Origin of the sequence: Pseudactinotalea suaedae (assembly GCF_009733815.1) — a bacterium.
Taxonomy (GTDB): Bacteria; Actinomycetota; Actinomycetes; order Actinomycetales; family Beutenbergiaceae; genus Pseudactinotalea; species Pseudactinotalea suaedae.
This window is the reverse complement of sequence record NZ_WNXY01000007.1, coordinates 350070-361293: the sequence shown is the minus strand read 5'-3', so window position 1 is coordinate 361293 and position 11224 is coordinate 350070. Positions and strand designations below refer to the sequence as shown.

Genomic DNA, 11224 nt, shown 5'->3' with positions numbered 1-11224 from the left:
CCGCGGCCGTGCCGCAGCCGGTGACCGGTGGCGCGGCGCCGCCGCCCGCGCGCGCCGGTCGGCGCCGCAGCGGGGTGCCCGCGGGCGTCGTGGTGCTGCTGATGCTCCTGAGCCTGCTCGCCGGCACGCTGGCGGGCATCGTGGGGCACCGGTGGCTGTTCCCCGCCGAGAGCGCGCCGTCCGGCCTGCCCACGCTCGACCAGACCGGCGCCGTCGGCGACCCCGTCGGTGACACGTGGATCAGCGAGATCGCCTCGGTCGCGCTGCCCAGCACGGTCTACATCGAGGTGCGCGGTGGCGGCGGCGAGGTCTCGGGCAGCGGGTTCGTGGTCCGCGAGGACGGCTACATCGTCACCAACCACCACGTGATCGCGGGTGCGGTCGACGGCGACGGCGAGATCACGATCGTGTTCTCCGACGGCACCGAGAGCCCGGCCGAGGTGGTCGGCAGCACCGCCGACTACGACCTCGCCGTGCTCAAGATCGACCGCGACGGCCTCGTGCCGCTCGTGCTGGGCGACTCCGACACGCTCGTCGTGGGCGACCCGGTGATCGCGGTCGGAGCCCCGCTGGGGCTGTCCGGCTCGGTGACCGCCGGCATCGTCAGCGCGCGAGACCGGCCCGTGACCGTCCGCAACCCCGACGCCAGCGGCGACGACCCCTCGAGCTACATCAACGCCGTGCAGACCGATGCGGCGATCAACCGGGGCAACTCCGGCGGCCCGCTGATCGATGCCGACGGGCTCGTGATCGGTGTCAACACCGCCGTCGCGCGGGACGGCTCCTCCGGCGGCGGCGGCAACGAGCCGGGCTTCGCGATCCCGTCGAACCAGGTCCGTCACACGGTCGAGCAGATCATCGAGACCGGGCAGGCCAGCTACCCGGTGATCGGTGTGCTGCTCGACTCCGAGTACCAGGGCGAGGGCGTGCGCGTCAGCATCGACGCCGTCAACGGCACGCCAGCGGTGACGCCCGGGGGACCGGCCGAGCAGGCCGGGATCGAGCCCGGGGACGTGATCGTCGCCGTCGACGGTGAACCGGTGAGCCAGCCGACCGAGCTCATCGTGCGGGTCCGTGCCCACGTGCCCGGTGACGTCATCGTGCTGACCGTCAGGGCCGACGACGACGACGAGCACGACGTCGAGGTCGTCCTCGGCGAGGCGGTCAGCCGGTGAGCATTAGAGTCGGGTCATGACCGCTGAGGAGATCGGGATCATCATCCTGCTCGCACTCGTGGTGATCGGTCCGCAGCGGCTGCCGGAGTACGCCGAGCAGCTCGCGAAGCTGGTCAAGAACGTCCGCAACATGGCCACGGGCGCCACCGCGACCATTCGTGAAGAGCTGGGCGACGAGATCGCCGATCTCGACCTCACCAAGTTCGACCCCCGCCAGTACGACCCGCGGCGGATCGTCCGCGAGGCGCTGCTCGACGACATCATCCCCGCGACCAAGCCGGCGCGGAAGTCGGGCACCACCACCAAGCCTGCGGCGAAGAAGCCCGCCGCCAAGCCGGCGACACGCACCCCCAAGCCGGTGAGCAGCAACGGTCCGAAGACGACCGGCGCCGCCGCCACCGCGGCGGCCGGGGCTGCCGCCGTCGCTGCCGCGACGATCACCTCGACCGAGGACGCACCGGTCACAGACGCACCGGCCAAGGACGCCGTCGCCGTACCGGCGCTGCCGCCGTTCGACGACGAGGCGACCTGAGACCAGCGCCCTCGCTGCAGCTCAGCCCAGCGGCGAGATCGCCAGCTTGAGGCCGGCGAGACCGCGGGAGCGGTGCGAGAGCGTGCGCGCGACGTCGCGGAGCACCGTGGCACCGGGGCCGTCGGCCTCGGTCAGCACGACCGGCACGCCGGAGTCGCTGCCCTCGCGGAGCGAGATGTCCAGCGGCACCTGACCGAGCAGCGGCACCGGGCCACCGAGGGTCTCGGTGAGCCGGTCGGCGACACGCTGGCCGCCGCCGGAGCCGAAGACCTCGAGGCGGCTGCCGTCGGGCTGGGTGAGCCACGACATGTTCTCGATGACGCCGACGACCTTCTGGTTGGTCTGCATCGCCATCGCACCGGCGCGCTCGGCGACCTCGGCGGCCGCCAGCTGGGGGGTGGTGACGACGAGCAGCTCGGCACCCGGGAGCAGCTGCGCGACCGAGATCGCGATGTCACCGGTCCCGGGCGGCAGGTCGAGCAGCAGCACGTCGAGATCGCCCCAGAACACGTCGGCGAGGAACTGCTGCAGCGCACGGTGCAGCATCGGCCCGCGCCAGATCACGGGGCGGCCCGGCTCGGCGAACATGCCGATCGAGATGACCTTCACGTCCTTCGCGACCGGCGGCAGAATCATGTCGTCGACCTTCGTCGGCGGGTGCTCCACGCCGAGCATGCGGGGGATCGAGAAGCCGTAGACATCGGCGTCCAGGACGCCGACCTTGACGCCGTCGGCAGCCATCGCGGCCGCGAGGTTCGCGGTCACCGAGGACTTGCCGACACCGCCCTTGCCCGAGGCGACGGCGATCACACGGGTGAGGTTGCCGGGCTGGGAGAACGGGATCACGGGGTCGGCCACGCCGCCGCGGAGCTTGGTGCGCAGCGCGGTGCGCTCGTCCGGCGTCATCACGGTCATCTCGACGGTGACCGAGGCGACCCCCTCGAGCGCGCTGACGGCGTTGGTGACGTCGCGCGTGATCGTGTCGCGCAGCGGGCAGCCCGAGGTGGTCAGCGCGATGAGCACGGTCACCACGGCGCCGGCGTCCGCGGCCGGTTGCTCGATCCTGATGTCCCGGACCATGTCGAGCTCGGTGATCGGGCGTCGGATCTCGGGGTCGAGGACCCCGTCGAGCGCATCGCGGACCACGTCAGGACTCATGCCTTTGAGTCTAGGCCGGATGCGGGGCCGCTCCCGCGGGCCAGGGTGTGGGTCCGGTCACCGGGCGATGATCACCTGGAGGCCGGCCGCCCTCAGCGACTCGGCGTCCTCGTCGCTGATCCCGTCGTCGGTGACGAGCCCGGTGAAGGCGTCGATCCCGCCGACCGTGGCGAACGCGCGGACACCGATCTTCGAGGAGTCCGCCACGACCCACGCCCGGTCGGCGCGCGAGGCCATCAGGGCGTTGGTGCGGGCCTCCCGCTCGTCGTGGACCATCGGCCCGTTGACGGCGTCGACACCGTTGACGCCGATCATCGCGACGTCGAGCGTGATCCGCTCCAGCATCAGGTCGCTGTAGGGACCGACCAGCTCGTACGAGCGCGCCCGCATCACGCCACCGGTGACCACGACCCGGATGTGCGGCCGGATCACCAGCTGCGCGGCGATGTTGATCGCCGAGGTGACGACCGTGATGCCCTCGCCGTCGTGCGCCTCCAGGTCGGTGCGCTGCCCGAGCGCCGCCGCGATCGCCTTCGAGGTGGTGCCGCCGGACAGCCCGATCCGCATGCCCGGCTCGATCAGCGTCTGCACGGTCTGCGCGATCGCTGACTTGGCATCCGGGTTGGTCTCGCGCTTGAACCGCAGCGGCAGGTCGTAGGAGACCGAGTGCGCGCTGGCACCGCCGCGGGTGCGGGTGAGCAGCTGCCGGGAGGCGAGCACGTCCAGGTCCCGCCGCGCGGTCGCGGGGGAGACGTCGAAGCGCTCGACGACGTCGGTCACGTCGATCATGCCCGTCTCGCCGAGCACGTCGAGGATCGCGACGAGTCGTTCCTCGCGTCTCACGAGCGTGCCCCGGCGGAGGCGAAGAGCCGGATCAGCCGCTCGACCTCACCGGCCATCGACTCGCGCCCGGCGCCGAGGTACTTGCGCGAGTCCACGAGCCCAGGGTCGTCGCCCAGCCGCTCGCGCACCGCGGCCGAGAACACCTTGTTGAGCTGGGTCGAGACGTTGATCTTGCGCATCCCGGCGCGGATCGCGGCCACGAGCGCGGAGTCGGGGACGCCGCTGGAGCCGTGCAGCACCAGCGGGACCGGGACGACCGCGGCGATCCGCTCGATCAGCTCGTGATCGACCGCGGCGGTGCGCTCGGTCATCGCGTGCGAGCTCCCGACCGCCACGGCCAGCAGGTCGACACCGGTCGCCTCGGCGAACCGTGCGGCCTCGTCGGGGTCGGTCCGCACACCCGGCGCGTGCGCGCCGTCCTTGCCGCCGATCTCACCGATCTCTGCCTCGACGACGGCGCCCGCCGCGCGCCCGTCCCGTGCCGCGCGCCGGGTCAGGGCGACGTTGTCCTCCCAGGCCAGCCGGGCGCCGTCGACCATCACGGAGGAGAAGCCGAGGCGGAGCGCCTCGGCGACCAGCTCGGCGTCCTCGGCGTGGTCCAGGTGCAGGGAGAGCGGGGCGCTGCTGGCCTCGGCGACGGCGGCCGCGGCGGCCGCGATCGGCGCCAGCGAGCCGTGGTACCGCACGCAGTTCTCCGAGATCTGCAGCACCGCACCGGCCCCGGCGGCCTCGGCACCGGCGGCGATCGCCTCCGCGGTCTCCAGGTGCAGCACGTTGAGCGCCGCGAGGCCGGCGCCGTCGGCGATCGCGGCGTCGAGAAGCTCGCGGGTGGTGACGAGGGGCATGTCAGTCCTCCAGGGCGGGTGCGGCGGTGACGGTGTCGACGGTGATCTCGGCGAGCAGCGGTGCCGGGTCGGTGATGCTGCCGGCCAGCGGGTGCAGCACCGCGGCCCCCGACCACGCGGTGGCCAGGCGCAGCGTGTCCTCCGGGCCGGCGCCAGAGGCCAGCGATGCGGCGATCGCGGCCACGGCGGCGTCGCCCGCCCCGGTGGTGTTGCCGGTGAGGGAACGTGACAGCCGGGCGTGGAGCACCTCGCCCTCGGCGGGGACACGGAGCAGCCCGGCGGCGCCGAGCGAGGCGTAGACGACGCTGCCGCCGTGACGCGCGAGGGCGCGCGCGGCCGCGAGCACGTCCGTGCCACCCACGACCGCGAGCAGCTCGTGGTGGTTCGGCTTGAGGACGTCGGCGCCGGCACCGGCCGCCGCCAGCAGGTGCCGGCCGCTGCTGGTGTCGACGATGCAGCGAGCACCTGCGGCGTGCGCGACCCCGACCATCCGGGAGATCGCATCGGGCGGCGCGTCCTGCGGCAGCGAGCCGCTGCACACCAGCACCGAGGCGCTGCCCCGGACGCCGAGCGCCGCCGCCGTCAGCTCGGCGAGCCCGTCCCACTGCTCGGCGGCGAGCGGGAGGCCGCTCTCGTTGAGGTTCGTTGTCGCGGTGGGCGTGACCAGCGCCAGCGTGCGGCGGGTGTCGAGGCCGACCTCCAGCAGCGTGTGCGGCAGCCCCGAGGCCACGAGATCGGCTCGCACGAGGCCACCGGTGCTGCCGCCGACCGGTGCCACCACGTGCGTGGCGCGTCCCTGCCCGTGCAGCACCCGCGCGACGTTGATGCCCTTGCCGCCGGCCCGCTGCTGCGCCGGTGGCACGCGTTGGGAGGCTCCGACGTCGAGCGTGTCGAGGTGGTAGGTGAGGTCGAGGGCCGGGTTCGGGGTCAGCGTGACGATCATCGCGAGGCCTCGCGCCCGAGGAGCGCCGCGCCCACCAGCCCGGCATAGGCGCCGATCGCGGCCGGTCGCAGCACCGGGACCCGATGGGGCGGCACGGTCCGGGCGAGCGCCTGCGCCAGCGGGGCGAACAGGGCGTCCCCGGCGCGGGAGAGCCCGCCGCCCAGCACCACGAGCTCGGGCGAGGTGATCGCGGCCAGCTGCCGGATCCCGGCGGCCAGGGCGGCGACGGCGCCGTCCCAGACGCCGCGGGCAGCCGGGTCACCGGCCTCTGCGAGCGCCAGCACCTCGCGCGAGCCCGGCACGGTGGTGCCGGTGGCAGCGGCGTAGCGGCGGGCGATGGCGGCGGTGCTGGCGATGGCCTCGAGGCAGCCGCGTGCGCCGCACACGCACTCCGGGCCGGCCGGGTCCACGACCGAGTGCCCCAGCTCGCCTGCCCAGCCGTGCGCGAGCAGCGGGCTGCCGTCGACGAAGGACGCAGCGGCGATCCCGGTGCCGACGATGATCACGGCCGCGTCGCGAGCACCGAGGGCCGCACCCAGCTCGAGCTCGGCGCGCCCGGCGGTGGCGACGTCGTGACCGAAGCCGACCGGCAGCAGCGTACGGGCAGCGACGAGGTCGGGGAACGGGACGTCGCGCCACCCGAGGTTCTCGGAGAACACGGCCCGACCGCGCTCGGGGTCGACGATGCCCGGCACCACGAGACCGACGGCGCCGAGGTCGGGGTGGCTCGCTCGCGCCAGCTCGACGTGGGCCGCGACGGCGTCGACCACCCGGTCCACCACGTCCGCACCCCGAGGGGTGGGCGAGTGGACGACGGGGCAGAGGCGACCCCCGCCGTCGAGCACGGAGGACTTGATCTCGGTCCCACCGACGTCGAGCACAGCGACCGAGGCACCCGGGCCGAGGTCGACGTCGACCGCCCCGGGCCTCACCCGAGGATGACGGAGCGCGAGAGCGCGCGAGGGTGGTCGGGGTCGAGATCGCGCGCGCGTGCGCGCTCCAGGGCGACGCGCTGGGCCGTCACCAGCTCGGCGAGCGGGTCGACGTCGGCGTGCTCGACATAGGTGGCGCCGGTCCCGGCGACGTCGTCGGCGAGCCCGTCCGGGGCGGCCCCGAGCACCCAGGTGGCGCGGCCGGGAGCGGCGACCGAGATCGGACCGTGCCGGTACTCCATGGCGGGGTAGGACTCGGTCCAGGACTGCGAGGCCTCGCGGTTCTTGAGCGCGGCCTCGTGCGCGAGCCCGACGGCCCAGCCGGAGCCGAGGAACGTGATCTGGTCGGCGGTGACAAGACGGGCGTCGATCGGCGCCGCGAGCGCGGCCTCGGCGTCGGCGATCGACGGCGTCACGTCCATGCCGAGCCCGGCGCGCAGCAGCGTGAGCGCCGTGGTGGCGAAGCGGGTCTGCACGACCGAGGCCTCGTCGGCGAAGTCGAGGACGACCACGTCGTCGACCAGCGTCGGCAGCGGTGTGTCGGGGTCGCCGACGATCCCCAGCAGCGGTACTCGGCCCTGCAGGTTCTTCGCGGCGGCCATGACCTCGGTGGTGGTGCCGGAGCGCGAGAGCAGGATCGCGAGATCGTAGTCCCGCTCGAGCGGGGCCTCGGACGCGGAGAAGGCGTCGGTGAGACCGTGGCCGGCCTGCTCGCGCATCACGGCGTAGGACTGCGCCATGAACCACGAGGTGCCGCAGCCCAGGACCACGACGCGTTGCCCGCGCTGTGGCAGGGGTGCGGTCTCGGCGAGCGTGGCGGCCTGCCGCCAGGTGTCGGGCTGGCTGGTGAGCTCGGCTTCCATGTGGGCGCCTCGAGAGTGTGAAGTCACCCTTGCATGATTGCGCATGATCGATACCGATGTCTAGCGAGCACTAGTCGTCATCGAAGCGCTGCTGCTCCCGGCGTTGCTCCTGGTCGCGCTCGCGCTCCTCCTGGATCTCCTCGAGGAGGTTCCGGAGCTCGCTCCGGAGGAAGTCGCGGGTGGCGACGTCGTTGAGCGCCAGCCGCACGGCGGCCATCTCGCGGGCGAGGTACTCGGTGTCGGCGAGGTTGCGCTCGGACCGCACGCGGTCCTGCTCGGCGGCCACCCGGTCGCGGTCGGCCTGACGGTCCTGCGCCAGCAGGATCAGCGGCGCGGCGTAGGACGCCTGCAGGGAGAGCACCAGCGTCAGCGCCGTGAAGCCCAGGCCCGGGTCGTCGAACCGGACGCGCTCCGGGAGCAACGTGTTCCACAGCAGCCAGCCGACGCAGAACACCGTGAGGTAGACGAGGAACCGCGGCGTCCCGATGAAGCGAGCGACGCCCTCCGAGACCCGGCCGACCGAGTCGGGGTGGTAACGAGGTCGGGGCAGCAGCCGCCGTCGTGCCGTGATCGGGGTGTCGAGACGGTCGTCAGCCACGGTGACCCCCCATGCTCGCATCGGTGACCTCGTCGTCCGCGCCGCGCCAGTCCTCCGGGAGCAGATGGTCCAGCACGTCGTCGACCGTGACCGCGCCGAGCAACCGGCGCTCGTCGTCGACCACCGGGAGCACCGTGAGGTTGTAGGTCGCGAGCAGCCGGGTCACCTTGCCGATCGGGTCCTGCGGCGTCACCGCGGGGATGTCCTTGTCGAGCATCGTCCCGATGGACTCGTGCGGCGGCTCCCGGAGCAGCTGCTGGAGGTGGACGACGCCCAGCAGCCTGCCCGAGGGCGTCTCGACCGGTGGCCTGACCACGAACACCATCGCGGCCAGCGCGGGCGTGACGTCCTGCCGGCGGGCGTGGGCGAGCGCGGTGGCCGCGGTGGCCTCCGGCCCGAGCATCAGCGGCTCGGTGGTCATCATGCCGCCCGCGGTGTGCTCGTCGTAGGCGAGCAGGCGGCGCACGTCCTCGGCCTCCTCGGGCTCCATGAGCTCGAGGAGCTGCGCCGCACGCTCGTTCGGCAGCTCGGCGATGAGGTCGGCGGCGTCGTCGGGCTCCATGGCGTCGAGCACGTCGGCGGCGCGCTCCGCCGTCAGGCCGGACACGATCGAGACCCGGTCGTCCTCACCCAGCTCCTCGAGGACGTCGGCGAGGCGCTCGTCGGGGAGCTCCGAGGCCACCTCCAGCCGCCGCCCGCCGGGCAGGTCGTGCAGCACGTCCGCCACGTCGGCGGGCTTGAGGTCCTCGAGCGTGGCGAGGAAGGCGGACGCGCCCTGCGCCTTGGCCGCCGCCGGTTCCAGGCTGACGATCTCGTCGATCCCGACGAGCAGCGACTCGCCGCGGCGGAACAGCCGGCCGGCCGTGGTGCGCCGCACGAACAGCTTCGTCACCAGCCAGTCGCGGTTGCGCTGCTGCTCGATCGCGAGGTCCTCGACCCGGACCTCGCCCGAGCCGTCCTTGAGAGTCAGGGTCCGGTCGAGGAGCTGACCGAGCACGAGCGTCTCGGCCGCTCGCTGCTCGAATCTCCGGACGTTGACCAGACCGGTGGTGAACACCGCACCGGCCTCGATCGAGGTGACGCGGGTCAGCGGCAGGAACAGCCGCCGCTTGCCGGGGATCTCCACGACCATCCCGACGGCCTTCGGGACACCGGTCCGCGGCACCAGCAGCACGACGTCGTGGACCCGCCCCACGCGGTCGCCGAGGGGCTCGAACACGTCGGTACCGGCGAGCCTGCCCACGAACACGCGGGCGCTGAGCCGGGTGCTGGGGGTGCCGGGTGCGCTCACGGCCGCAGCCTATGCCAGCCGCCTGTCACAGGGGCCTCGGTGCGGTGCGATCCAGCCGGTTCTCAGGCGCCGTCAAGGTTGCGGGTACACAATGAGTGCATGTCGTTCATGCAGACCCCGCGCGATCCACGACTCGGCGCGCAGCCCCGCGGCGAGGAGATCGCCGCCTACGAGAGCTATCTCGAGGCGCAGCGCGTCGTCGACTTCCTCTCCGACTCGGAGTTCCCGGTGCAGCAGGTGACGATCGTCGGCACCGACCTCAAGATGGTGGAGCGCATCACCGGGCGCCGCACGTACATGCACGCGGCACTGCAGGGCGCCGCCTCCGGTGCCTGGCTCGGTCTGTTCCTGGGGCTGATGTTCATGCTGCTGGTCCCGGGTGCCCAGCTGTTCGGGATCTTCGTGCCCGCGCTGCTGATCGGTGCCGGGTTCGGCATGCTCTGGGGCGTCGTGGGGCACGCGCTCACCGGCGGTCGCCGCGACTTCAGCTCCACGTCCCAGGTGATGGCGAGCCGCTTCGCGGTGCTCTGCCTCACCGAGTCGGCCGACCGTGCACGCGCGCTGCTCGCGAAGCTCCCCGCCGAGGGTGCCGCGCCCAGGACGAACGACTCCCAGCCCTGACCGCCGACCGCTAGGGGCGACGCTCGGCGACGAGGAAGCCGTCGGCGTCGACCACCTGCGTGAAGTCCGTGCCGGGGAAGCGTTCCTCGGCCCAGGTCTCGGCATCGGCGGGCGGCGTGCCGCCGTAGATGCCGGAGCCCTGGAAGAGCACCACGAAGTCCGGCACCGGGTTGTCGTTGCCCATCCAGTAGACCTCGGTGCGTGGCGCGAGGTAGGCCATCAGCGTGATGTCGCTGACGACGCGCGCGTCGTCGGGGATCGCGGCGAGCGCGACCGCGGCCCCCTCGGGCCGGCCGCCGGGCGACCAGTACTCGCCCTCGGTGAGCTTCCACAGCGGGAACTGGGTGGTCACGATCGCCGCCATCACGACGGCGGCCCCCGCGAACCAGGGCGCTCTCGCCTTCCAGGTGGGTGAGCTGATCAGGGCGTCCACCAGCGCGAGGAAGACGATCGGCATGAGCACCGCCGAGTAGTGCCAGTCGGTCGACCAGTGGAAGGGGACGTCGGAGGTGAGCCGCCAGGCGAAGGTCGGCAGCGTGATCAGCACCAGCGGGGAGCGCACCGCCAGGAAGCCCGTGATCGCCACGACCAGCACGATCAGCACCAGCTTGTGGCCGAACCCGGTGAACAGCGAGTTCAGCGCCGCGCCCGGGTCGGAGAACACCTGGGACACGATCGAGTCGTCGGCGTAGTCCCAGACGCCGTCGGGGTTGAGCGCCGGCAGGATCACGTTGGTGGTGAGCAGGAACGCGAGCACGCCGGCCACGGCGAGCCCGATCCCGAGCCTGCGGGCCCCGCGGATCGCGATCACGACACCGATCATCGTGACCGTGAGCCCGAGGTCCTCCTTGACCAGCAGCAGCGGCAACGACCACAGCGCAGCGGCGCGATGGTCCCGGCGCACCAGGGCGGCCAGCGACGCCGCGAGGAACGGCAGCGCCAGCGCGATCTCGTGGAACTGCGAGGCGACGGCCGACTGCAGCCCCCACGAGAGCCCGTACGCCAGCCCGATCCCGATGCCGCTGAGGCGCCCGAGGTGGCGCACCGCGCACACCGTGACGACCACGACCGACAGCCCCACCAGCAGCGCCTGCACCACCAGCAGCGTCATCCCGCTGCCGCTGATCCAGTACGCCGGCGCGAGCACCGCGAGCAGCGGGTGCCAGTGGTCGCCCAGGATCATGAAGCCCGGGCCCTTGATCGGAACCACCGGGGACCGGAGCTCGGCGTAGGCGCGGAAGATCTGCGTGAAGATCCCCAGGTCCCAGCTCGGGACCTCGAAGCGCGACCACTGCCGCCACGACCACAGCGCGTACAGCGCCGCGACCACCGCGCCCACGCCGAGCGCGGGCACCACCGCGGCCCGGCCCCGCACGGGTGAGGTCGCCAGGAGGGCGCGGGGCGCCGTCGTGCTCACGCAGCC

12 protein-coding genes are annotated in these 11224 nt (G+C 73.0%); 3 read left to right on the top strand and 9 right to left on the bottom strand.

The genetic code is table 11. The features are described from left to right. Window positions 1-1175 (top strand): S1C family serine protease (locus tag GPA04_RS13295; protein ID WP_156224644.1); only part of this gene is annotated, 1175 nt, incomplete at its 5' end. A 16-nt stretch (window positions 1176-1191) separates the two neighbouring features. Then, window positions 1192-1707, top strand: coding sequence for a twin-arginine translocase TatA/TatE family subunit (locus GPA04_RS13290; protein WP_156224643.1), 516 nt, complete (start codon window positions 1192-1194; stop codon window positions 1705-1707). Window positions 1708-1728: 21 nt separating this feature from the next. Here GPA04_RS13290 and GPA04_RS13285 read toward each other — a convergent pair whose 3' ends face one another. Genes GPA04_RS13285 through GPA04_RS13250 form a run of 8 tightly spaced genes read right to left on the bottom strand, consistent with a single transcriptional unit; the run spans window position 1729 to window position 9180 of the window. Next, window positions 1729-2865, bottom strand: a complete 1137-nt coding sequence (locus GPA04_RS13285; RefSeq protein ID WP_156224642.1) for an Mrp/NBP35 family ATP-binding protein — start codon at window positions 2863-2865, stop codon at window positions 1729-1731. Window positions 2866-2922: 57 nt separating this feature from the next. Then, window positions 2923-3708 (bottom strand): DeoR/GlpR family DNA-binding transcription regulator, encoded by a 786-nt coding sequence (locus GPA04_RS13280; protein WP_156224641.1) that lies wholly within the window; start codon window positions 3706-3708, stop codon window positions 2923-2925. Beyond that, window positions 3705-4553, bottom strand: a complete 849-nt coding sequence (locus GPA04_RS13275; RefSeq protein ID WP_156224640.1) for a class II fructose-bisphosphate aldolase — start codon at window positions 4551-4553, stop codon at window positions 3705-3707. The genes GPA04_RS13280 and GPA04_RS13275 overlap by 4 nt, the downstream gene beginning before the upstream one ends. Before the next feature lies 1 nt (window position 4554). Continuing rightward, window positions 4555-5496: a 1-phosphofructokinase family hexose kinase gene (locus GPA04_RS13270; RefSeq protein WP_156224639.1), complete on the bottom strand. Its 942-nt coding sequence runs from the start codon at window positions 5494-5496 to the stop codon at window positions 4555-4557. After that, on the bottom strand, window positions 5493-6428 hold the full coding sequence (locus tag GPA04_RS13265; RefSeq protein WP_156224638.1) for an ROK family protein: 936 nt from the start codon (window positions 6426-6428) through the stop codon (window positions 5493-5495). Before GPA04_RS13265 ends, GPA04_RS13270 begins: the two co-directional genes overlap by 4 nt. Then, window positions 6425-7318 carry an SIS domain-containing protein gene (locus GPA04_RS13260; RefSeq protein ID WP_241680781.1) on the bottom strand — a complete coding sequence of 298 codons (894 nt, stop codon included), beginning with the start codon at window positions 7316-7318 and terminating at the stop codon, window positions 6425-6427. Before GPA04_RS13260 ends, GPA04_RS13265 begins: the two co-directional genes overlap by 4 nt. 43 nt (window positions 7319-7361) lie before the next feature. Next, window positions 7362-7889 (bottom strand): DUF1003 domain-containing protein, encoded by a 528-nt coding sequence (locus GPA04_RS13255; RefSeq protein ID WP_241680780.1) that lies wholly within the window; start codon window positions 7887-7889, stop codon window positions 7362-7364. Then, window positions 7882-9180: a magnesium transporter MgtE N-terminal domain-containing protein gene (locus GPA04_RS13250; RefSeq protein WP_156224636.1), complete on the bottom strand. Its 1299-nt coding sequence runs from the start codon at window positions 9178-9180 to the stop codon at window positions 7882-7884. The genes GPA04_RS13255 and GPA04_RS13250 overlap by 8 nt, the downstream gene beginning before the upstream one ends. A gap of 99 nt (window positions 9181-9279) precedes the next feature. Between GPA04_RS13250 and GPA04_RS13245 the strand changes: the two genes are divergently transcribed. Beyond that, window positions 9280-9801, top strand: a complete 522-nt coding sequence (locus GPA04_RS13245) for a YflT domain-containing protein (RefSeq protein WP_156224635.1) — start codon at window positions 9280-9282, stop codon at window positions 9799-9801. Between the two features lie 10 nt (window positions 9802-9811). Here the strand turns inward: GPA04_RS13245 and GPA04_RS13240 are convergent, their stop codons facing one another. Further along, entirely contained in the window at window positions 9812-11218 is a 1407-nt protein-coding gene (locus tag GPA04_RS13240) for a DUF2079 domain-containing protein (protein ID WP_162458605.1), read from the bottom strand. Between the last annotated feature and the right edge of the window lie 6 nt (window positions 11219-11224).

Excerpts from the sequence above, each read along its gene's own strand:
- GPA04_RS13290 (WP_156224643.1), top strand. The coding sequence starts at position 1,192 with ATGACCGCTGAGGAGATCGGGATCATCATCCTGCTCGCACTCGTGGTG.
- GPA04_RS13285 (WP_156224642.1), bottom strand. The coding sequence starts at position 2,865 with ATGAGTCCTGACGTGGTCCGCGATGCGCTCGACGGGGTCCTCGACCCC.
- GPA04_RS13275 (WP_156224640.1), bottom strand. The coding sequence starts at position 4,553 with ATGCCCCTCGTCACCACCCGCGAGCTTCTCGACGCCGCGATCGCCGAC.
- GPA04_RS13270 (WP_156224639.1), bottom strand. The coding sequence starts at position 5,496 with ATGATCGTCACGCTGACCCCGAACCCGGCCCTCGACCTCACCTACCAC.
- GPA04_RS13245 (WP_156224635.1), top strand. The coding sequence starts at position 9,280 with ATGTCGTTCATGCAGACCCCGCGCGATCCACGACTCGGCGCGCAGCCC.